This is a genomic window from Streptomyces graminofaciens (assembly GCF_030294945.1).
GTDB classification, from domain to species: Bacteria; Actinomycetota; Actinomycetes; order Streptomycetales; family Streptomycetaceae; genus Streptomyces; species Streptomyces graminofaciens.
Window position 1 is genome coordinate 2,006,530 of record NZ_AP018448.1, and the last position, 22,018, is coordinate 2,028,547.

The following is a 22,018-nucleotide window of genomic DNA, read 5'->3' on the forward strand; positions in this document are numbered from 1 at the left end:
AGCAGAAGAGCCCTTGGCGCGAGCCGTGCGCATTTCCCTTTTTCAGGAGGAGGAATTCAAGAGTCGTTCTTCCCCGGCGTGTAGTCGTGGAAGCCACGGCCGGTCTTCTTGCCGAGCAGCCCGGCGTCGACCATGCGCAGCAGGAGGGGCGGCGGGGAGTACAGGGGCTCCTTGAACTCCTCGTACATTGACTCGGCGATGGCCTTGAGAGTGTCGAGGCCGATGAGGTCGGCAAGGCGCAGGGGGCCCATGGGGTGGGCGCAGCCGAGGACCATGCCGTTGTCGATGTCGCCGGCGGAGGCGAAGCCGGATTCAAGCATGCGGACGGCGGAGAGCAGGTACGGCACGAGGAGGGCGTTGACGACGAATCCGGCCCGGTCCTGGGAGCCGACGACCTGCTTGCCAAGCACTCCGGTGACGAAGTCCTCGGCGCGGGCGCGGGTTTGGCCGCTGGTAAGCAGAGACGGCACCAGTTCCACCAGGCCCAGGACCGGTACCGGATTGAAGAAGTGGACGCCGATGACCTGGCCCGGCCGATCGGTGGCTGTCCCGAGTTTCATGATCGGGATGGACGAGGTGTTGGAGGCGAGGATCGCGCTCGGACGGACAACGACCTTGTCGAGGGCGGTGAACACCTCGGTCTTGGTCTGCTCGTCCTCCGCCACAGCCTCGATCACGAGGTCGCGGTCGGCCAGGTCCCCGAGGTCGGTGGTGAAGTGCATACGACTGAGCGCGGCATCGCGGTCGGCTTCGGTGAGCTTGTCGCTGCGCAGGCCGCGGTCGAGGGAGGCGAGGACTCTTCGGCGTCCTGCCTCGACGGATTCAGGACATGTCTCCCGGACGACGACGTCGAGGCCGGCACGCGCGCAGACTTCCGTGATGCCGCTACCCATGAGCCCCGCCCCGACGACACCCACGCGGAGGATGTCCTCGCAGGTGCCGTTCAGGGCGGGCTGTGGACGGGGCAACGGTGGTGCGACCGGTGTGGCCATCGAGCCTCACTCTCTCAAGGATGCGGACTGGGATGGGTCCGGTTCGGACGCGGGAAGGCCGCTCACCGCGTCCGGAACCGGGGTGTGGCGGCAGTCAGCGGAATGCCGGGTAGCCGGTGATCGCCTGACCGACGACGAGGGTGTGCATCTCGTTGGTGCCTTCGTAGGTGAGCACCGATTCCAGGTTGTTCGCGTGGCGTAGCGGCGAGTACTCCAGGGAGATGCCGTTGGCGCCGAGGACCGTGCGGCATTCGCGGGCGATCGCGATCGCCTCCCGGACGTTGTTGAGCTTGCCGACGCTGATCTGCTCGGGGCGGATGCGCCCCTGGTCCTTCAGGCGGCCCAGGTGCATGGCGAGCAGTGCGGCGCTGCCGAGGGAGACGGTCATGTCGGCGAGCTTCTTCTGAGTGAGCTGGAAGGCACTGATCGGCTTACCGAACTGCACCCGTGAGTCGGCGTAGTCGATGGCCGCCTGCAGGCTGTCGCGGGCCGCGCCGACGACACCGAACAGAATGCCGAAGCGGGCCTCGTTCAGGCAGGACAGCGGGCCACGCAGTCCCTTCGCGTGCGGCAGGCGCGCCGACTCGGGCAGCCGTACGTCGTGGAAGGACAGCTCCGAGGTGATGGAGGCACGCAGCGACATCTTCTGCTTGATGTCCTGCGTGGTGAAGCCGGGGGTGCCACGCGGCAGGAGGAATCCACGGATACCGTCCTCGGTCTGCGCCCATACGGTGGCCACGTCGGCGATGCCGCCGTTGGTGATCCACATCTTGGAGCCGTTCAGGATCCAGTCGCCGCCGTCGCGCACAGCCCGGGTGCGCATCCCCGCGGGATCGCTGCCGAAGTCGGGCTCGGTCAGGCCGAAGCAGCCGATCGCCTCACCGGCAGCGAGCCGCGGAAGCCACTGAAGCTTCTGCTCCTCCGAGCCCCACTTCCAGATGGAGAACATCGACAGCGAGCCCTGCACGGAGACGAAGCTGCGGAAGCCGGAGTCGGCGGCCTCCAGTTCCATGCACGCCAGGCCGTAGCTGACGGCGTCGGTTCCGGCACAGCCGTACCCTTCCAGATGCATGCCAAGTACGCCCAACTTGCCGAGTTCGGGGGCGAGTTCACGGGCGAAGTGGGCATTCTCGAACCACCCGCCGAGATGCGGGCGCACCCGGTCGGCAAGGAATTTGGCGACAGTGGCCTGGATCTCGCGCTCCTCGTCGGTCAAAACGGAGGCGATGTCGAGCAGGTCGAGGGGGTCCTTCAGCGGCTTGGCGGCGCTCATCATGTGCTCCTGGGGATGGTGATCGGGTCGTGGAGGGGTGGCTGACAAGTCAGGAATCCAGCCAGGCCCTGAGGTCGTCCGTGTGCTCGCCGAGGCACGGCGGGCGGCGTTCGTAGCGGGGCGGGGTGCTGGAGAGGCCGATCGGGTTGGCGACCAGCTGCATAGCGGAGCCGTCCGGCCCGGTGGCCGTGGCACGGGGACTCAGACCGAGAGTGTCGGCCAGATCGAAGGCCTGTGCGAGGTCGTTCACCGGTCCGCAGGGCACACCGAGCGGGCTGAGCCGGTCGAACCATTCCGGCGCGGTCCGCGCCGACAGCAGATCCCGCAGCCGCTCGGCGAGTTCGTCGACCTGGGCCACCCGGTCGGTGTTGGTCGCGAAGCGAGGGTCGTCGGCCAGCCCCGGTTCGTCCAGTCCCTGGCACAAGGCTCGGAACTGCCGGTCGTTGCCGACGGCGACGGCCAGCGGACGGTCCTTGGTCGGGAAGACCTCGTACGGGGCGATCGACGGATGCCGGTTGCCCAGGATGCCCGGCACCTTGCCGGCGAGGGTGTAGCCGCCGGCCTGGTTGACCAGGCTGGACAGCAGGCAGGAGAGGAGATTGACCTGGACGTGCTGTCCTTCCCCGGTGGCCTCACGGTGGCGCAGCGCGGCCAGCACGCCGATCGCCGCATGCAGTCCGGTCAACACGTCCACGAGGGCCACGCCCGTCTTCACCGGCTGCCCGGAGGCCGACCCGGTGACGCTCATCAGGCCGCCGACCGCCTGGATCAGCAGGTCGTAGCCGGGCAGGGCGGCGCCTGCACCGGCGCCGAACCCGGTGATCGAGCAGTACACGAGGCGGGGGTTGAGTTCGCGCGCCCGGTCGTAACCGAGGCCGTACTTGCCCATGATCCCGGGCCGGAAGTTCTCGAAGAGAACATCGGCCCGGCGGACCAGCTCCGTCGCTGCGCGCAGGTCCTGCTCGTCGCGCAGGTCGAGCGTGAGGGAGCGTTTGTTGCGGTTGACCGAGAGGTAGTACGTGGCTTCGCCGTGGGCGTGAGGCGGTCCCCAGGCCCGGGTGTCGTCGCCGGTGTCCGGATGCTCGACCTTGATGACGTCGGCGCCGAGATCCGCGAGGAGCATCGTGGCGTACGGAGCGGCCAGGACGCGTCCGAAGTCTGCGACGAGCAGGCCGGACAGGGGCCCCCGGGTCACCGGGGCGCTCCCGAGGGCCGCACGTACACGGTCTTGGTCCGCGTGAAGAACTCGCGAGCGGCACGCCCCTGTTCCTTGGGTCCGTAGGCGCTCTGCCTGGCCCCGCCGAAGGGCACGTGCGGATCGGCCCCCGCGGTCTCGGAGTTGATGTGCAGGACGCCTACGTCCACGTGTTCCATGGCGGCGGCCATGGCCCGCAGGTCGTCGGTGAAGACTGCGGCGGAGAGCCCGAACTCGCTGTCGTTGGCCAGCCGGAACGCCTCCTGGACATCGGGGGCCCGGCGAACGGACAGCACGGGGCCGAACAGCTCCTCCCGCCACAGCGGGTCGTCTCCGGCCAGTTCGACCACGGTGGGCCGCAGAAACGCGCCCGTCATACGGTCGTCGTCGTACCGGCGCCCTCCCGTGAGGATTTCCACTCCAAGGCGTTCCCTAGCTGCATCCACCGACCGCTGGATCTCGTCCCGGGCCTGGAGCGAGACCACGGGCCCCATCTCGGTTCCCTCCTCCAGCGGGTCACCGACCCGCAGAGCCGCGGCCCGCTTGGTGAGCAGAGCCAGGAACTCGTCGGCGACCGACTCCTGAACTACGAGCCGGGAGGTGGCGGTGCACTTCTGCCCGGCGGAGCGCAAGGCCCCGGCGAGCACCTCCCCCACCGCCAGTTCCAGGTCGGCGTCGGCGAGCACGACGGCCGCGTTCTTTCCGCCCATCTCGGTCTGGACTGGTCGGGCCAGATGGCCGCAGGTCGCGATCAGTCTCCGGCCGACGGAGGTCGACCCGGTGAACGTCACGGCGTCCACCCCGGGGTGTTCGACGAGCTGGCCGCCCAGGGTTCCGTTACCGATCAGTAGTGACAGCACGCCTTCCGGCAGCCCGGCCTCGACCAAAGCCTCGGCCAGCCTTACGGCCAGCAGCGGGACCAGGCTCGCGGGCTTCCACACCACCGTGTTGCCGTAGCTGAGAGCGGGAGCGATCTTCCAGGCCGGGATCGCGACAGGAAAGTTGAAGGGGGTGACAACGGCGACGACGCCGACCGGGCGGTGGATCACCTGGATCTGCTCGCCGGGCCGTGGCGAGGCGAAGACCTCGCCGACCGGGCGCGACGCCTCGCTCGCGTAATAGCGGAGGATCTCGGCAGCGCGCCGCACCTCGCCAACGCCCTCGACCCGGGTCTTGCCCTCCTCCCAGGACAGTTCCGTGCCCCACTCCTCGGCCCGTGTGTCGAGGATGTCAGCGGCCCGGTCCAGGATCGGGCCGCGGACGTGGTGCGGGGTCGCCGCCCAGCGGGGGAAGGCGTCTTGGGCGGCGGCGACGGCGCTGTCCAGATCGCAGTCCTCGGCGAGCTGCCCGACGGCCACGGTCTCATGAGGCCACGCGGGGTTGACATCGAGCAGATCGGCGCCGCCTCCGGTTCGCCACTGTCCCGCGACCAGGTGACGCAGGGACCGGGCGGACCGGTTGAATCCGCCTGCCGTCGCGCTGTTTCCCGCGCTCTGTCGCATCGGCCTTCCTTTCGAACGGTCCGTACACGTCGTACGGAGTGGGGTGGGGACGGGGCGTATGTCGGTATGCGCCGTATGTCGGGGACGGATCATGCGTCCGTACGCGCCACGCCGGCGCCTCGGGTTATCAGGCCGTCATTCTCGGAACCGGACCTGCGGCACCGCACTCGACAAAATGTCCCGCACCACGCGACGGAAGCGCTCCGATCCGTCCAGTGCCGGCAGACCGCGTACGGTGCTTTGCTCGTCGCTCCCAGCCCCTGCACATTCCGGAGGACCTTCCATGCCCGGTGCTTCCCGGCCGGTCGGCGGCCCTGACCTTGCGCAGGTCCGGCGGATCGTGAGCGAGATCCCCGGCCCGCGCTCCCGCGAACTGCTGGCCCGTCAGCGCGGCCTGGTACCGGCCGGCGTCGGCGCGGCCCTGCCCGTGTTCGTGGAGGCGGCCGGCGGCGGCGTGATCGTCGACGCGGACGGTAACTCCTTCATCGACTTCGGCAGCGGCATCGCGGTGACCACGGTGGGCAACTCCGCCCCGGCCGTGGCGGAGCGGGCGGCGGCGCAGTTGCGCCGGTTCACGCACACCTGCTTCTTTGTCAACCCCTACGAGTCGTACCTGGACGTGTGCGAGAAGCTGAACGAGCTCGCGCCCGTCCCGGGCGAGAAGCGCACGATCCTGGTGAACTCCGGTGCCGAGGCCGTGGAGAACGCCGTCAAGGTCGCCCGGGCCGCCACCGGCCGTCCCGGCGTCGTCGTCTTCGACCACGCCTTCCACGGGCGCACGCTGCTGACCATGAGCCTCACGGCCAAGAACAAGCCCTACAAGCAGGGCTTCGGCCCCTTTGCCCCGGAGGTCCACCGGGCGCCGATGGCGTACCCGTACCGGTGGCCCACAAGCCCGGAACGCTGTGCCGAGGAAGCCGCGTACGCCCTTGCCGACCTGCTCGACCGGCAGGTGGGCGCCGACAACGTGGCCGCGGTCCTGGTTGAGCCGATCCAGGGCGAGGGCGGCTTCGTCGTCCCGGCACCCGGGTTTCTGAGCAGGGTCGCCGACATCTGCCGGACCAGGGGCATCCTGCTGATAGTGGACGAGATCCAGGCCGGTATCGCCCGCACCGGCCGGATGTTCGCCTGCGAGCACGAGGGGATCCGACCCGATCTGATCACTACTGCCAAGGGGCTCGCCGGCGGCCTGCCGCTGGGCGCGGTGACCGGCCGGGCCGAGCTGATGGACGCCGTCCCCGCCGGGGGACTCGGCGGCACCTTCAGCGGCAATCCCGTGGCCTGCGAGGCGGCACTCGGCGTCTTTGAGGAGATCCAGGCCCACGACTTGCTGGAGCGCGCCCGGGAGATCGGCGACACCATGCTCGAATTCTTCGGTCGGCTGAGCGATCGGTACCCGATCGTCGGCGATGTCCGGGGCCGGGGTGCCATGACAGCGATCGAAATGGTGGAAGCGGACGGTTACCGGGTGCCCGCTCCGGACCTCGCAGCCCGGGTCGCCCGACGGTGCCACGCGGACGGCCTGCTCGTCCTGACCGCCGGCAGCTACGGCAACGTGCTGCGTTTTCTTCCGCCGCTGTCGATCTCCGACACCCTGCTGGAGGAGGGGCTGTCCGTCCTCGGCGAGGCCGTTGAGAAGGAGATGGCCCGGGCCGTCTACTGACCTTTGAGGCGTGTTGTCGCCGGGGGCTGACGATGCGTGAACTTCGCGGTATGCCGGTTGTGTGAGATATCCACAAGGTGGTGGGCTGACGCCTGAACGGCAGGCGTTTCGCGAGCGCATCCGAATGGAGGCGGCCGAGCGATTCGCGGTCGGCGCCTGCAATGTCGAGGTCGCCAAGGACTTACGGGTGAGTGTGCGCTCGGTGCAGCGCTGGCGCCGGGCCTGGCACGACGTCGGCGTGGAGGGACTGCGGTCCGCCGGACCGGTCTCACTGCCCAAGTTGAGTGAGGCACTGTTTGCCGTACTCGAACAGGAACTGGCCAAGGGGCCGGTCGCGCACGGCTGGCCGGACCAGACCTGGACGCTGTCGCGGATCAAGACGCTGATCGGGCGCCGGTTCCACAAGAGCATGACGCTGTCGGCCATCGCGCAGATGCTGCACCGGCACGGCTTCAGCCACCAGGTCCCCGCCCGCCGCGCGCTGGAGCGCAACGAGGAAGCCGTCACCGGCTGGGTGAAGGAGACATGGCCCCAGGTGGAAGCACCGTGGCGGCGCTCGGGGCATGGCTATGCTTCGAAGACGAGGCCGGCTTCTCGATGACGCCGCCCACCGCCCGAACCTGGGCCAGGCGCGGAGAGACACCCGTCATCCGGGTGCGAGGACGCTCCCAGCGCCGCATCTCCATCGCCGCGCTCGCCTGCTACAAGCACGGCGAACGCACACGCCTGATCTACCGGCCCAGGCGACACGTCGATCACAAACGGGGCGGCAGACGCAGCTTCACCTGGACCGACTACCGCGACCTGCTCATCGACGCCCACCAGCAACTCGGCGCACCCATCGTGCTTGTGTGGGACAACCTCAATGTCCACAAGGACCGCCGAATGCGGCAGTTCATCGACACCCACGACTGGATCAGCTGCTACTTCCTGCCGGCCTACGCACCCGACCTCAACCCCGTCGAGGGCATCTGGTCACTACTGCGACGCAGCAGCCAGGCCAACACCGCCTTCACCGACCCCGACCACCTCATGCGCACGCTCCGGCACGGTCTCCGCCGGATCCAGTACCGCAGCAACCTCATCGACGGATGCCTCGCCGAAACCGGCCTCACCTTGACGACACCACGGCCACAACGTCAGTAACCGTGGTCAGTCGGTTCCGCCGTGATCGCCGGGCTCCTGCCATGCGGACAGCGCCAGCAGGAGTTCGGCGCGCACATGTGCCGAGTCGAGGTCCCCACCGACCAGGCCACGCACCCGTTCCATCCGGCTGCGCAAGGTGTGCCGGTGCACGCCGAGCGCCGCCGAGGCCGCCTCCCACTGCCCGTTGTGCTCCAGAAAGGCCCGCAGCGAGACGAGCAGGTCGGTGCCGTGTTCGGTGTCGTGCAGGGCGAGCGGAGCCAGTTGCGCCTGGGCCAGCGCCGCGAGGATCGTTCTCGTCTCCGGGGTGGCGGCGAGCAGCCGGCCGGCCAGCGATTCGAAGGCCACCACGTCGCGGCTGCCCCGCGTCCGGGCAACCGAGGCGGCGTTCAGCGCCTCGGTCAGGGCCACGGGCCCGTCGGCCAGCTGGTGGGCGGCACTCAGGCCCGCCCACACCTGCGAGTTCAGCCGGGCCCGCGCCGCGTCCGTCACCGTCTGCGCCGTGCCCCCGTGACCGGCTGGCAGCAACACCGCCATCGCGCCGCCGCCGTGAGCCCGGCCGAACAGGGGCAGGCCCCGCTCGGCGAGCTCCTTCCCCACGGCCTGAAGGGCTTGGCGCGGGCTGCCGCCGCGCAGGGCGAGGACACGGATACCGTCGCGGACGGGGAACCCCGCCTCGGTCAGGTGGCCATCAGCCGCCGACGCCGCGATGCTGCCGTCCAGCAGCATCCGCAGAAACAGGCCGTTGACGCGGTTCTGCTCGTCGCGCAGCCGCACGGGCTTCTCCGCTTCCAGGGCGACCAGCGATGCGGCGTGCCCGACCAGGAGGTGGTCGACCGGCGTGAGGGCCCGATCAGCGACCAGGCCCAGACGGCCGTGGACCCGCGGCCCCACGCGGACCTGCTGCACGGCCAGCCCACCGTCCTGGCCGCTGCTCACCGCGGCCGCCGCCCGCTCGGGGGGACCAAGGTCGGCGACCAGGGCGGCCTCGGGGGCTCCGGCACCGGCGGATGGGCCGCACGGACCTTGCTCTCCGGGTCCAGGAGGACGACCGACGTGCCGGTGGAGACGGCGAGCTCCCGCACCACCGCCTGGGCCCCACCGCGCAACGCGGCCCGCGTCATCCTCGGCTGGATCCGCGACGCCTGGACGACCCCCTCGTACTGCTGCTCGGCCAGACGCTCCATCACCGCCTTGGTGACGGCCAGGAACGGCGTGGGCAGCGGGACCTCAAGCAGCGGCAGACCGACCCCGTCGGCCGCGTCGACCAGCGCCTCGGGCACTGTCTCATGCGTCAGACCGACCCCGAAGCCCACCGCGGCCACCCCGGCTTTCGCGAGACGGCCGACGTAGTCCTCGCAGGCACCCGAGTCGGGCACCAGGCGGAGCCCGGTAGTGAGCACCAGCTCCCCACCGTTCAACCACGGTGCGGGGTCGGTGAGCTCGATGCTGTGCGCCCAGACCACTTCCCGGTCCAGACTGCTGCGGCCCGCCAGCACCTTCAGACGCAGATCCTGACGCCGTACAAGCCAGGCAAGTGCTACGCCCATTACGCACCCACCTTCATGACATCCAGGAGTAGAGGTAAAAACCCATTCGGAACACGACGGCAGGGCCGCCGGACGTGGTGCGGTCGGCGGCCCCGTGTGCGCGACCCGGTGGGTCAATTGTCCACCCGGAACGTGCAGTCGTACGCGTTGCCCTTCGCGTCACGGGCGTGCAGGCGTATTTCCCCCGCGCCTGGCTCCACTTCCCGGTTCCTCCAGTGATCGCGAGGGTGGAGTCGGCCGCGTCGTATTCCATCCTGTGCACGGCCGTCTGCAGGTCGGTCAGGTGTCGCCGCACCACTTGACTGCACGGTCACGGTCGCCGTCGACGACACTGCGAGTTCGCCCCCGGCGACACGGTCCGCACTGACCGTCCCATCCTGCTGTCCGGAGCTGTGCTGTCATCGGCTCTGCACAGCCCACCGGCCGAGGGCTGCATCCCGCAGCAGCGCGACTCCTCCGGCCGATGACACCTACAGAGTGTCTTCTGGGACGTACTGGGCGTTACGGTCAACCGCGTGATAGATGTCGGCCGCTATGGGGCGGCGGAGTTCCTCTGCGAGGTGGCCGAGGAGTCCCGCAGCGCGGGCGAGCAGCGCGAAGCCTCGCAGCAGTTCAGGGGGCAGCCGGAGATCGGCGAGCGCCGCTCCGCACACTCCGGCCCCGTTCAGTGGCAGTGCCCGGCCGAGGACCTCGGGGGCCATCCGCCCCATCGCTTCGAAAAGGGCCAAGTGAGGCCCGTACGCCCCCTCTTCGCGAGCGATCCGGACGATCACTGCGGTCCGGGGGTCGCGCTCCTTGTGGACCGGGTGACCGAGGCCGGGCACCAGCCGTTTGGCCGCCTTACGCTCCGCCAGGGCTTTGCGAGCCAGCGCGTCCCATTCGGCGTCCGTGGCAGCGCGGGCGGCGTCACCCGCTTCCGCGATCACCTCCGCGAGGAACCGGCCGGTGTCCTCAGTGACGCCGAGGAAGCGGGATCCTCCGCCGAGCAGCCCTGCGGCCATGGCCCCTTGTACGGACTCCGGTGCCGACAGGAGAGTCAGCCGGGCGGCGATGGCGGTGGGAGTGAATCCGTGGTCGGCGAGTGCGACCAGCACGGTCTCGAAGAGCCGCACCTCGCCCGCGTTGGGGCGCCGCTGGGCGGCGAGCCAGAAGGCGAGTTCACCGAATCCCACCTGCCCCATGAGCTCTTCCGCCAGGTCGTGTCCCAGCAGACGGATGGTGGTGGCGTCCGAGGTGCCGAGCCCCGTCGGGTACTGCGGCTGTCCATTGGTCACTGATCTGCATCCTTTCCTGCCGCGAGCCAGGCCCGCAGCTCTGCGCCGTGCTGATCGTGGTCGGGTGGGGGCAGGACATACCGGGTTTCGGTGGCGCTGAGGGTGATCGGGTTGCGGATCATCGGCACCGCATGTGCCTCGGTCCCGACGGTCACCACGGGGTCGAGACCCAGCTCCGTCGCGAGGGCGACGCCTCCGTCGACGTGGTTGATCGGTCCGCAGGGGATCATCGCCGCGGAGAGCTTCTTGAACCACTCGTCCGCCGGGCGTTCCTTGAGCTTCGCGACCAGGAGCGGACGCAGCTGCTCGCGGTTGCGGGTACGGGCCTCGTTTCCCGCGAACCGGGGGTCGTCCGGCAGGTCGTCGAGGCCGAGTTCCGCACAGAGCCTGCGGAACTGGCGGTTGTTCCCCGCGATGACGATGAGGTCCTTGTCCGCCGTCGGCAGCGGTTCGTAGGGGAAGAGGCTGGGGTGGGCGTTGCCCATCCGGTGCGGGACGGTACCGCCGGCCACATAGCCGGAGGTGTGGTTCACCAGTCCGGAGAGCGCCGAGGACAGCAGGTTGACCTCCACATGTTGCCCGGCCCCTGTCCTGTTGCGGTGGTTGAGAGCGGCGAGGATGCCGAGGGCGGCGTGCGTTCCGGTCATGACGTCGAACACGGAGATGCCCGCCCGGTAGGGCGGACCGTCGGCGTCTCCGGTCAGGCTCATGAGTCCGGAGGCCGCCTGGACCAGCAGGTCGTAGCCGGGCAGGGACGCCCCGCCCGCCGTGCCGAACCCGCTGATCGACGCGTAGATGAGCCCCGGGTTGTCCGCGCTGGTCGTCTCGTAGTCAAGACCGAACCTGGTCAGGCCGCCCGGCTTGAAATTCTCGATCATGACGTCGGCGCGCGTCACCAGTTCCTTGGCCAGCCGCAGGTCCTCGGGCTTCCTGAGGTCCAAAGCGATGGAGCGCTTGTTGCGGTTGATGCCGAGGTAATAGGTGGACACCCCTTCCCGGACAGGCGGCATCCAGGTACGCGTGTCGTCACCGGCCGGCGACTCCACCTTGATCACCTCGGCACCCATGTCCCCGAGCAACATGGTGGCGTACGGTCCGGCCAGGATGCGGGAGAAATCGGCGATCAGCAGCCCGTCGAGGGCCCCTTTTGAGTCGGTCATCGAGCGACACCACCCCTTCATACTTGCCCACCGATCGGACGATCGCCCGTTCTGCGGGTCGTGCACAAACATTAATAAATGCGGGGTCCTGGTCAATCGAATCTCCGCTCCCTGGTCCCCAGGAAACAAATCTGACCGTAGAGCGGACGTCTGTCCACTGGAGACTCCACCAAGGGCCGGTCATCTTGCCGGAAACGGCCTGAGCCTGCCGGAAGCGGCTCGTCCCTCCGGACACCCCCTCCTACCGTCATTGGTGAGAACAACGCGGGGAACGGTTGTTGCAGGCACGGAGATTCACAGTGGAGGACGTAATGGGCACGCAGGGGATACGGGTCTTGGGCATCGGTGGGACGACGCGGCAGAACTCCAGCTCGGAGCGCGCCCTGCGGGTCGCCGCCGCGGCGGCGACCGAGGCCGGCGCTTCCGTCGAGCTGATCACTTCGGCGGATCTGGTCCTTCCGCTCTACGACCCCGAGAAGCCGGATCGGTCGGATCGGGCGGTCGCGCTGGTGGCCGCGCTGCGCGAGGCGGACGCGCTGCTGATCTCGTCCCCGGGCTATCACGGCACGGTCTCCGGCATGGTGAAGAACGCCCTCGACTACGTCGAGGACCTGCGGAACGACGACCGCTCCTACCTTTCCGGCCTGCCCGTCGGATGCATCGCCGTCGCCTACGGCTGGCAGGCGAGCGTGTCCACCCTGCAGACCCTCCGCACCTGCGCACACGCTCTGCGGGGATGGCCGACCCCGATGGGCGCGGCGCTCAATGCCTCGATGCCGGGACTCTTCGACAGGACCACGGGCGCTTGCGCGGACGAGTCGGCCCGGTTCCAGCTGGAGACCGTCGGCCGTCAGATCGTCGACTTCGCCACCGCCCGGATGGAAACGGTGCGGGAGCTGGACGCGACCCATGCATGAAGGGCTGATGGCGTGAAAGTGGGGCAGCTGAAGACGCTGCTCCACCCTCACGCCATGGTCGGGTTTGCGGCCGCCACGGGAAGCGACGTTACAGTGTCGGACAACCATCCGGTGGGCGGCCGACAGCACGTCCGCCCATCTCACAGGCGTGGAGGGGACGAAGATGCGTCGGGACGCCGGTCCGGATTTCATCGAGGCTCTCGCCAGGGGACTCGACGTCCTGCGCAGCTTCCAGCCTGCCAGGCCGCACATGACGCTGAGTGAGATCGCCGCCGAAGCGCAATTGGCCAGGCCCACGACGCGCCGCATCCTGATCACGCTCCAGACACTGGGGTACGTACGCAGTGACGCGGCCGGTTTCTCCCTCACGCCCCGCGTGCTGGAGCTCGGGATGGCCTACATCGGCTCGCAGAACATCTGGGAGCTGGCCGAGCCCCATCTACGGAACTTGAGCGCCCGTACCGAGGAGTCGTGTTCGATCGCGCAGTTGGACGGCTCCGACATCGTCTACGTCTCCCGCGTCGCCGTGCCCAAACTGGTGACGTTCTCGGTGACGATCGGCACCCGCTTCCCCGCTGTGCAGACTTCCCTCGGGAAAGTCCTGCTGGCGGCCCTGGACGGACCCGAGCTGGACCGTGTGCTCGCGCTGCCCGGCAGATCCGGGATCAGCCCTCGGCATCATCCTCAGCGCGACGAACTCGACGGAATGCTGCGTGACGTGCGGGCCAAGGGATGGGCCATGGCCGACGAGGAACTCGCCCTAGGCATCCGTTCCGTCGCCGCGCCCATCCGCAACGGGCAGGGCCGGACCGTCGCAGCGGTCAATGTGAACGCCCACGCAGCTGAGACCTCGGTCACCGATCTCCTCGAGGACTATCTGCCTCCCCTGCTGCGCGCCGCCGGGGACATCAGCGCCGACTGGGCCGCGTGGGAGGCCCGTCCCCTCGCCACGATCGCCCCCCGGGCCGGCTGAACCGGCCTGGGGGGCGACATTCGGGTGTCGGCTCTCCTGCTGTCGGGGCAGGACAGGATCAGGAGGCGGCCGTCACCCTGTTCGCGACTCCCAGCGGGCGCAGGGCCGGCATCACCTGGTTCGCGAACAGTTCCATGCTCCGGTTCATCTCGTCGGAGGTGATGTCACCGATCGAGAACAGACCGATGAGCTGACCGAAGCCGAGCTGCGCCTGGAGCTCGGTCAGCCGGGCCGTCACCGTCTCGGGACTGCCGACGACGGCGTATCCACCCGCCAGGAGTTCCTCGTACGACGTCTCGGTGTACGGCTTCATACCGGACATCAGCATGCCGCGCATCGAGCCGGGCGACATGTAGCCCGGCGGATAGACCTGCGGGAAGCTCTGCTTGAGACCGCGATGGAACAGCCACTCGATGTGCTGCCGCCCCTCCCTGTGGGCCTTCTCGTCGGTCTCCGCGACATAGATCGGCACCGAGAAGGCCGACTTGACCGGGTCGTGGTCGATGCCCAGTTCCTCCACCGCCTGGCGGTGTCCGTCGAACCAGCGGCGGACCAAGGGCGTGGGGGCGTAGACCGACATATAGGTGTGGCCGTGCTCGGCGACGAACTTCATCGTCTCGGTGCTGCCCGCGCCCGGGATGTAGATGGGCGGATGCGGCTCCTGTACCGGGCGTGGCCAGAGGTTGACGTACCGGTACTCGTAGTTGGAACTGATCCACTGGAACGGTTCGTCGGCCGTCCATGCCTTGATGATCAGGTCGTGTGCCTCGTTGAAGCGGTCACGCGAACGAGTCGGGTTGACACCGCTCGCGAAGTACTCCCAGCCGATCCCGCGGACGAACCCGGAGACCACCCGCCCGTTGCTGAGGTGATCGAGCATGGCTATCTCCTCGGCCACGCGCAGCGGGTTGCCGCGGATGCCGATGGCGTTTCCGAGGACCATGATCTGTGCCCGCTCCGTGCGCCGAGCGAGGGCGGCGGCCATGATGTTCGGCGACGGCATCAGACCGTAGGCACTCTGGTGGTGCTCGTTGACGGCGATGCCGTCGAAGCCGAGCTTCTCGGCGTTCTCCAACTCGTCGAGGTACCGGTGGTAGAGCCGGTTGCCCAGTTCACGGTCGAAGTACTTGCTCGGGAAGGTCAGGGAAGGACTCGGATAACTCTCGTCGAAGTCGTCCGGGAGGAACGGGTAGGGCATCAGGTGGAAGAACACGAACTTCATCGGCTCGCTCCGCTCTGCTGGGTGCCGGCTTCGACTTTGGCCAGGAATTCCGTGACGACCGCGGCGAAATCCCCAGGTCGCTCGAAGTACATCGCGTGGCCGCAGTCGTCGACCTGCGAGAACCGTGCCTGAGGGATGAGTTCCGCGTACCGCGCGCCGTGCCGCACCGGAATGACCCTGTCATCGGCAGGACATGCGACGAGCGTGCGGGCGGTGATGCGGTGCAGCCTGCGTTCCAGCTTCGGGTTGCTGAGGAACGGGTGCCAGGAGAAACGGGCGAGAGCGGTCATGTCCCGGTAGGCCGCGAGCACATCGTCGATGCCCGGCTCGCCCGGAAAGAGCGCCGTGGCCCTGGCGGGGTCCTTGAACAGCGCTCCGACCACCTGCTCAGGCGTCATCAGGAACAGATCGGCGACCGGATGTTCCGGCAGTCGCAGGCCGGCCGGGCCGAGCAGGGTCAGGGAACCGATCGCGTCCGGACGGGCCACAGCGAGCTCCGCCGCGACCCAACCGCCGAAGGACGCCCCCACGACGTGCGGACGCTCCAGCCCGAGCGCTTCGATGACGTCGAGGTAGTGGAAGACCAGATCGTCCACGCCCTCCAGCTCGGGGAAGCCGTCCGACCCGCCGAACCCCGGGTGGTCGGGAGCGAAGACCTCGAATCGGCGCGAGAGCAGTTCATGGAACTCGTGCCACCGTCCGGCGCCGCCGGCCGCATGGAGAAAGAGAACCGGCGCGCCCGCTCCGCCGCGGAACATATGGACCCGTCCTCCGGGAACTTCGAGGAAACCCTCGGTCGGCGGGCCGCTCACGCCCTGCCCGGCCTCAGAGGTCGTCATTTGCGTCACTGCACTACCTCCAGCTTCAGTGCTGATGACGTCCGAAGGTAGGAGTCGAGGAGCCGGATGCCGAGCCGGATGCCGCACACTTGGGCCGCTTTCCGCACGACGGTTGACTTACCGGCCGGAACCCTGGATTCTGCGAGTCGGACGTCATGCGGACAGATGTCCGATGGTGGAGGCAGTCATGCACGTTCCGTCAGTGTCGATGGGCGACGAGCAGATACCCGAAGGCACCGGCGTTCCTCACGGCCGAGTGATCAGCACGCGGGACCCCTCCGAGGCGAAAGCCCGGACCCAGGAGCTCCTCAGCAACGTGCACAGCATGCGAGTGCTCGACCGCGGGGCTCCGTTCGAGGCGCGTGTCGCATACCAGAGGCTGAACGGGATCGGCCTCATGTCTTCGGGCTACGGGCCCGGCGTGGAGATCTCCTGCGCTCCCCCAATCAGCATCGTGACCGTGAACTTCGTCTTCGGCGGCACCATGCTCATCGACGACGGCAGGGCCGACGAACCCACCGCCGTCGCCGATCCACATCACGCCGGCGTCTTCTGCTTCCCCGAGAATGTCCGCATGCGGTGGGCCCCCGGCCTGCGCCAACTCATGCTGACCATCGACAAGCCCCTGTTGGACCGCCATCTGCGGAACCTGTTGAACGAGCCGCTGAATGCCCCCCTGCGGTTCGAGCCCCTCGTGGACCTCAAGCGCGGCGGTGAGGGAATCACGGCCGCGACGGCAACCCTCCGACGGGCCCTCGCCCGATGCGGCAGAGCCGGCCCGCCACCGGTGCTCGCCAAGGAGATCGAGCAAGGCATCCTGACCGCTCTACTGCTCGGACAGCGGCACAACTACACCGACCGCATCTTCTCCCCGCAACCGCTGCCGACGCCTCGCGTCGTCCGGCGGGTGCTGGAACTCATCCACTCCTCCCCCGACGCCGCCTTCACCGTCGCCGACCTGGCCGAGTTCGCCGGGGTGAGCGAACGCTCCCTGCACTCGGCCTTCCGCCGACAGCTGGGCACGTCACCAATGTCCTACGTACGCCGCCACCGCCTCGAACAAGCACGCGAGGAATTGTTGCGCTCCGACCCTGCCGAAGGCACGAAGGTCACCGATGTGGCGCTACGCCACGGCTTCACCCACACCGGCCGGTTCGCGGCCGCATACCGGGCCCGCTTCGGAGAGTCTCCTTCCGCGACGATGCGCCGCTGAGAGCCTGAGGCGGTCCGCTCAAGGAGAAAGCAAGCAGTGGACCCTCTGATCCTCTTCGTGCACGGAGCCAACCACGACGGATGGTGCTGGTCTCCGGTCCTGGAACGGCTGGACCACGCCGGCGTCGCCGGCCGAGCGGTCGACCTGCCGCTGACGTCCTTCGAAGACGACACCGCCACCGTCCGCGAGGCGGTCCGCGAAGCAGCGCGCGTACGGCCCGTCGTTCTGGTCGCCCACAGCTACGGCGGCCTTCCCGTGTCCGCCGGAGGAAAGGGGGCGGACCGGTTCGTCTTCGTGGCCGCACGCATGCCGCTGCCCGGGCAGTCGCCCTCGGCACACACCCCACGCTGGGGTCATCCGGAGTTCCGTGCCGCCTGGGACACGGACGCCGACGGCGCCGTGGTCCTGCGTGGCGAGGCCCGCGAGGTGCTTTACTCGGATTCGCCGCTCAATATGGCGCACCTGGCGAGCGAGCGGTGGCGACCGATGTGGAGCCGCGTGCCCGAGGAACCCGTCAGCGAGCCGGCATGGATGTCCGCGCCGTGCACGTACGTCGTCTGCCGCAGGGACCGCACCGTGCGGGTCGAGGCCCAGCGCGAGTGCGCAGCACGCGCGACCGAGAGCTTCGAGATCGATTGCGACCACTCTCCCTTCTTCTCCGCGCCGGACCGTCTTACGGCGCTCCTGGTCGAGCAGGCGGCACACGCGGCGCGGGCACCTCGGACATGAGGTGCCGGCCAAGGCGAATGAGCGAGGCCGCTGTCCGGCCCCGGCGAGTCCGGTGTCCGCCTGCTTCATCCACTTTCCGCAAGGCGCTGATCCCGCTGCTTCCTCGCCCCTTGACCAAGGGTGCATCTCGCGCGATCGTCGAGGCATTGCTCGCCTAACGGACAGGTGTCCGGAGCCATACTGTCGCGCCGGTGAGCGGGAGATCACGAAGGAGAGTCAACGATGACCCAGTCACTGCCCGAAGCCGCCGTCCACAGCGCGGACGTCACGTCTCTGCCGACGCGCCTCCACCACAACGCATACGTGACGCAGGACCAGGAGGCGACGCGGGCGTTCTACGAGGACATCATCGGTCTGCCGCTGATCGCGACGTGGAAGGAGTCCGACGAACTCTTCGGATCCGTACGGACGTACTGCCACACGTTCTATGGCCTCGCGGACGGCAGCGCCCTGGCCTTCTTCCAGTTCGCCGACCCCGCAGACCAGGAACAGTTCGGCCCCCGCATGCCGCACTCGCCCTTCCAGCACATCGCGCTCAAGGTCAGTGAAGAAGTCCAGAACGACATAGCCCTCCGCCTCGACGACGCCGGCTGGAAGCCCGACGAGACCTACGTCCTGGAGCACGGATACTGTCGCTCCCTCTACACCAGCGACCCGAACGGCCTCCTGCTCGAGTTCACTCTGGACGCCCCCGGCATCGAGAGGTCCGACGCGGAGCGCAGGCGGACAGCACACGCCGACCTCAAATCCTGGCTCGCGGGCGACCACGTCAGCAACAACACGCACCGCTGAGCCCCGTGACCACCGCCCGTACTCACCCACCGCTCCCAATGTGGGTACGGGCGGTCTCAGTGCAGCGTCAGCGACGGCCGACGGAACTGACGAGCAAGACCGAAGTCACGTCGAACGCAAGCGTGAGGGCCCCGTTCGTCAATGTCTGACGAACGTCCTCGAAGCCCTCATCACCGCACTGCACGACAGGTCGACGACGAGTCGGGAGGGCCACGGTGGCTGGGGCAGGGCGCCGATCCTGACCCGTACCTGCCGCACGGCCACCCGGCTCCTCACTGGTGCGGTGCGGCATGTCACGGCCCACCGCGAAGCGCTCCTACCTGATCGAATGGGTCGGATACAGCTACTGAGTCGGCAACTCCCGGTTCTCTCGGGGACTACGGCGGGCGGACAGGACGGCGAAAGCGATCCGGCCCGCGCCGAACGCCGACTGATCCGCCTGAGACGGCAGGCTCGGCTGAAGGTCGCTCTGCTCGGCCGGTCCCGCGGCGAGCTGACTAGCAAGATCCACCTGGCCGCCGACCGGCGCTGCCGGCTGATGACGCTTTTTCTGACCGCCGGGCAGGCCGCCGAGACCGCCAGTTCATCGCCGTCCAAGGTGCGGGTGCGCCTGCCCGTCGGCCCTCCCGCACCCGGCCGGCCAGCGTAGCCACAGTCTGAGCGGCCTCGCGGTGTGGGCAAGACATCCCAGGTCGCGAACCGGCGAACGGTCTGGGTGTGTTCGGGGTCCGCGATGGCGACAAGGTGGGCGGCCGCACGCCAGGGCTGGAGGGTGTGGAATGCCTCGCGCGTCAGCTGCCAGCGGGACAACGCCGGAGCGGATGCGGCCGGTGCCGTCGCCGAGGAGGGTCGTGTCCCTCGTCGTGGTGTAGCCGATCACGGTCTGCCGACTCCGCTTCGGAGCCGTCCGGTGCATGCGGCCGCGGGCCGTCTGGCGATCGCCGCCGGTCCCGGCCCGGTGAGCCCCGACAGTGCCTCCGGCGAAGGCAACTCAGACTGCGACCTGGGGAATCCGCCACCTTGATCGGCTACACCACGAGAAGGGGCACAACCCCGAGGAGTTCGTCGAGTTTGTCGGCGAGGGGTGCAGCGAGTGCAGAGCCCGACGGCCGTGCCGCTTGTCCTCTTGGGCGCAGCGCGAGCAGCGGTAGGACGACATCATGAAGCCCGCGCAGTCCGGGCAGATCAGAGCGTGGTCGTAGGCCGGAAAGTACGCAGTCTTCGCCGTACTTTCTAGGGGCGGCCATGGTCAATTTCCTCTCGTGACAGCCATCTGACTGTCTGTCAACACACACCGAATCTCGGGGGAACTTCACTCGTGCAGCGAAGGCTTGAGCAGGGCGTGCTCTTGGGGCTATGCCAGTGGACAAGCTCCTCGTTATCCGAGCTCCAGTGCTGCGGGAACGCGTTGAGGGGTGCCAGCCATGGCTGGCACCCCTGGCGGTCTCCGCCGCTGTCGCACCCCGAGCGGGGGAGAGATCGTGGCCGGAGACTGCTCCGATTCGGAGGATCAGCGAACAGCCACTGCCGGTTGGGGGCGTCATCCGCTGGCCACTTCCCGGCCAGCCGGACCGTGCTCCATCCCAACGCCAACCATGATGCGACAGATCCACGCGGGCCGGAGGTGACTCCGGCCCGCTTCACGGCCTTGGCGACACATGGGGGAACACCACCGGTCCGCGCCGTTCGACACCGCGCTAGGCACGGCAGGTGATGTCCTTGCTGGGCAGGCGGCCCGTGACCAGGTAGGTGTTGACCGCCTTGGTGGCGCAGGCGGGGGTGCCGGGGACTCCGTACACGCCGTGATCCCGTCCGCCCTGGACCATGACGAGGCGTGAGCCGCGCAGGGCGCGGTGCATGGCCCGGCCGCTGGCCGCGGGTGTCTGGGAGTCCCACTGGTTCTGCAGGACGAGCGCGCCCACCGTGTTGTCGACGCGCGTGGCCGGTTCGGCGCCGCGCGGCCAGAAGGCGCAGGGGGTGATGTTGGAGGTGAAGTCCCCGTAGAGGGGGAGGCGCCGGCCGTCGCGGATGGCGTCGCGCCGGTAGCGGGATGGGTCGCGGGGCCATGAGGCGGAGTTGTCGGCGCAGATGATCGCCCAGTGTTGCGCCACGAAGTTGGCCTCGAAGGAGTCCGCAGGGCCGTCGGACGGCTGCGGATCCGGGCGGGTCGCGCGGGCCTTGCGGAGACTGACGACGTCGCGTGCGGCCTGGTAGGGCTCGTAGAAGAACATCAGCCGCAGGGAGTCGCGAACGTCGGCACCGGTAACGGCCCGGTCTGCGTAATCGAGGTCGCTGCCGTTGTACTTGAGCGGTGTGCGGTCGGCGCGGGCGATCAGCCGGAAGAACGCGGCGCGGACCTTCGCGGGAGTGTCACCGAGGTGGTAGGTGCTGTCCCGGCGGGCGACCAGACGGGTCCAGTCGCGGAACGCGGGCTCGACGCTCTCGGCCATGGCTTGGTAAGTGCCCCGGCCGAATCGGTTCGGGTCCGTCGAGCTGTCGAGGACGATGCGGTCGCTGCGGGCCGGGAAGAGTTGGGTGTAGACGGCACCGAGGTAGGTGCCGTAGGACGTGCCCAGGTACGAGATCCGCTTCTCAGCCAGGACGGCGCGGATGACGTCCATGTCCCGTGCGGTGTTACGGGTGGTGATGTACGGCAGCCGGGCGCGGTCCCGGGCGACACACTTCGAGGCGAAGCTGCGGGCAAGAGCGGTGTTCTTGCGGAAGGACTTGGTGGTGTACGCACGCGGCCAGTTCAGCTCGTTCTCGGTGAGGCCACAGCTCAGGGGACTGCTGGCGCCCATACCGCGCGGATCAAAGCCCACGAGGTCGTACCGGTCCCGGACGCTCTTGGGCACGACCTGTTTCAACGACACGGGATTCTCCAGACTCTCACCCCCCGGCCCTCCCGGGTTGGACAGCAGCACACCACGGCGCTTGCCGGGCACGCTCGTGCGCAGCCGGGAGATCTCCATGCGCAGCGTGGGTCCGGCGGGCCGCATGTAGTCGAGCGGCACCTCGACGGTCGCGCACCGCAGGGCTGCGGGGTACTGCTCCTTGGAGCCGCAGCGGTGCCAGGCGGGGCGCTGGTCGTAGTAGCGGTCGAGGGCCGGGGAACGGTCGGGTTCGGCCGCTGTCGCCTGGGCGGTGGGAATGCACAGGCTGACGATCAGTCCGGCCGCGACGAGGGCGGCCTTGTGTGCGGTAGGCATGACAGGAACTCTGCTTCCCCACCCGACCGCCCCGCCTCGGCCAAACGGCCAGGAAACGATGGCGATCGCCGGGGACCTCAACCGAAAGACCGATGGACGCGCGCACGGCCCCTCGCCGCCGGTGCGCCTCCTGTATCGGGGTGAGCCCTTCACCGGTGATGCCGAGGAGAGTTTGGTACTAGAACCGCGTCCTAACGTCGGGGCGTGGCCCACGACGGCCGAGCGGTCGGCGTCTCGTGCGAGTGGCACTCGTCGACTACATGCACACTCCGCCCGCTATCCCACCTCTTGTGTGCGTGGAGTCATGTACGACACGTGCAAGCGTGCCTTCCGATGACCGTGCGCCTGAACGAGAACGGTTGCATGTCCTCG

The 22,018-nt window shown here is 68.7% G+C and carries 18 protein-coding genes and 1 pseudogene; 8 read left to right on the forward strand and 11 right to left on the reverse strand.

Going from position 1 to position 22,018, the window contains the following annotated elements; all coding sequences use genetic code 11:
* Positions 1-56: 56 nt before the first annotated feature.
* The 4 genes from SGFS_RS08755 to SGFS_RS08770 all read right to left on the reverse strand — a co-directional run bounded on the left by SGFS_RS08755 (position 57) and on the right by SGFS_RS08770 (position 4,962).
* A complete protein-coding gene (locus tag SGFS_RS08755) occupies positions 57-992 on the reverse strand; it encodes a 3-hydroxybutyryl-CoA dehydrogenase (RefSeq protein WP_286249164.1) in 936 nt (311 codons plus the stop codon).
* A gap of 94 nt (positions 993-1,086) precedes the next feature.
* A complete protein-coding gene (locus SGFS_RS08760; RefSeq protein WP_286249165.1) occupies positions 1,087-2,265 on the reverse strand; it encodes an acyl-CoA dehydrogenase family protein in 1,179 nt (392 codons plus the stop codon).
* 49 nt (positions 2,266-2,314) lie between these two features.
* Positions 2,315-3,460 (reverse strand): CaiB/BaiF CoA transferase family protein, encoded by a 1,146-nt coding sequence (locus SGFS_RS08765; protein WP_286249167.1) that lies wholly within the window; start codon positions 3,458-3,460, stop codon positions 2,315-2,317.
* A complete protein-coding gene (locus tag SGFS_RS08770) occupies positions 3,457-4,962 on the reverse strand; it encodes an aldehyde dehydrogenase family protein (RefSeq protein ID WP_286249169.1) in 1,506 nt (501 codons plus the stop codon). The genes SGFS_RS08765 and SGFS_RS08770 overlap by 4 nt, the downstream gene beginning before the upstream one ends.
* A 283-nt stretch (positions 4,963-5,245) precedes the next feature.
* Between SGFS_RS08770 and gabT the strand changes: the two genes are divergently transcribed.
* Together gabT and SGFS_RS51785 are read left to right on the forward strand one after the other, a co-directional pair.
* Positions 5,246-6,625 carry a 4-aminobutyrate--2-oxoglutarate transaminase gene (gene gabT, locus SGFS_RS08775; protein WP_286249171.1) on the forward strand — a complete coding sequence of 460 codons (1,380 nt, stop codon included), beginning with the start codon at positions 5,246-5,248 and terminating at the stop codon, positions 6,623-6,625.
* 61 nt (positions 6,626-6,686) lie between these two features.
* Positions 6,687-7,771, forward strand: a protein-coding gene (locus SGFS_RS51785) for an IS630 family transposase (protein ID WP_434026585.1) whose coding sequence is annotated in 2 segments (ribosomal slippage) — positions 6,687-7,145 and positions 7,148-7,771 — 1,083 coding nt in all. Because the reading frame shifts where the segments join, the coding sequence is not laid out codon by codon here.
* A 6-nt stretch (positions 7,772-7,777) separates the two neighbouring features.
* Here SGFS_RS51785 and SGFS_RS08790 read toward each other — a convergent pair.
* The 4 genes from SGFS_RS08790 to SGFS_RS08805 all read right to left on the reverse strand — a co-directional run bounded on the left by SGFS_RS08790 (position 7,778) and on the right by SGFS_RS08805 (position 11,752).
* A complete protein-coding gene (locus SGFS_RS08790) occupies positions 7,778-8,707 on the reverse strand; it encodes a PucR family transcriptional regulator (RefSeq protein ID WP_286249177.1) in 930 nt (309 codons plus the stop codon).
* Complete coding sequence (locus tag SGFS_RS08795) at positions 8,704-9,318, reverse strand: PucR family transcriptional regulator ligand-binding domain-containing protein (protein ID WP_286249179.1); 615 nt, start codon at positions 9,316-9,318, stop codon at positions 8,704-8,706. Before SGFS_RS08795 ends, SGFS_RS08790 begins: the two co-directional genes overlap by 4 nt.
* Positions 9,319-9,788: 470 nt before the next feature.
* Positions 9,789-10,592, reverse strand: coding sequence for a citryl-CoA lyase (locus SGFS_RS08800; protein ID WP_286249180.1), 804 nt, complete (start codon positions 10,590-10,592; stop codon positions 9,789-9,791).
* Positions 10,589-11,752: a CaiB/BaiF CoA transferase family protein gene (locus SGFS_RS08805; protein ID WP_286249182.1), complete on the reverse strand. Its 1,164-nt coding sequence runs from the start codon at positions 11,750-11,752 to the stop codon at positions 10,589-10,591. Before SGFS_RS08805 ends, SGFS_RS08800 begins: the two co-directional genes overlap by 4 nt.
* A gap of 311 nt (positions 11,753-12,063) precedes the next feature.
* Between SGFS_RS08805 and SGFS_RS08810 the strand changes: the two genes are divergently transcribed.
* On the forward strand, positions 12,064-12,669 hold the full coding sequence (locus SGFS_RS08810) for an NADPH-dependent FMN reductase (RefSeq protein ID WP_286249184.1): 606 nt from the start codon (positions 12,064-12,066) through the stop codon (positions 12,667-12,669).
* A 163-nt stretch (positions 12,670-12,832) separates the two neighbouring features.
* The gene (locus SGFS_RS08815; protein WP_286249186.1) at positions 12,833-13,642 is read left to right on the forward strand and encodes an IclR family transcriptional regulator domain-containing protein; all 810 of its coding nucleotides are present in this window, start codon (positions 12,833-12,835) and stop codon (positions 13,640-13,642) included.
* A gap of 58 nt (positions 13,643-13,700) precedes the next feature.
* Here the strand turns inward: SGFS_RS08815 and SGFS_RS08820 are convergent, their stop codons facing one another.
* Together SGFS_RS08820 and SGFS_RS08825 are read right to left on the reverse strand one after the other, a co-directional pair.
* Positions 13,701-14,864: an LLM class flavin-dependent oxidoreductase gene (locus SGFS_RS08820; RefSeq protein WP_286249187.1), complete on the reverse strand. Its 1,164-nt coding sequence runs from the start codon at positions 14,862-14,864 to the stop codon at positions 13,701-13,703.
* On the reverse strand, positions 14,861-15,703 hold the full coding sequence (locus SGFS_RS08825) for an alpha/beta fold hydrolase (protein WP_286249189.1): 843 nt from the start codon (positions 15,701-15,703) through the stop codon (positions 14,861-14,863). The genes SGFS_RS08820 and SGFS_RS08825 overlap by 4 nt, the downstream gene beginning before the upstream one ends.
* Before the next feature lie 187 nt (positions 15,704-15,890).
* Between SGFS_RS08825 and SGFS_RS08830 the strand changes: the two genes are divergently transcribed.
* From SGFS_RS08830 to SGFS_RS08845, 4 genes and pseudogenes are all read left to right on the forward strand, one after another.
* Complete coding sequence (locus SGFS_RS08830; protein ID WP_286249191.1) at positions 15,891-16,916, forward strand: AraC family transcriptional regulator; 1,026 nt, start codon at positions 15,891-15,893, stop codon at positions 16,914-16,916.
* 36 nt (positions 16,917-16,952) lie between these two features.
* Positions 16,953-17,645, forward strand: coding sequence for an alpha/beta fold hydrolase (locus SGFS_RS08835; protein ID WP_286249193.1), 693 nt, complete (start codon positions 16,953-16,955; stop codon positions 17,643-17,645).
* A gap of 222 nt (positions 17,646-17,867) precedes the next feature.
* Positions 17,868-18,437: a VOC family protein gene (locus tag SGFS_RS08840; RefSeq protein WP_286249195.1), complete on the forward strand. Its 570-nt coding sequence runs from the start codon at positions 17,868-17,870 to the stop codon at positions 18,435-18,437.
* Positions 18,438-18,855: 418 nt separating this feature from the next.
* Positions 18,856-19,088, forward strand: a pseudogene (locus SGFS_RS08845) (hypothetical protein); the annotation flags it as partial.
* A gap of 1,046 nt (positions 19,089-20,134) precedes the next feature.
* On the opposite strand, the gene SGFS_RS08850 reads toward SGFS_RS08845, so the two are convergent.
* Positions 20,135-21,646: an alpha/beta hydrolase gene (locus SGFS_RS08850; protein WP_286249197.1), complete on the reverse strand. Its 1,512-nt coding sequence runs from the start codon at positions 21,644-21,646 to the stop codon at positions 20,135-20,137.
* Positions 21,647-22,018 lie beyond the last annotated feature (372 nt).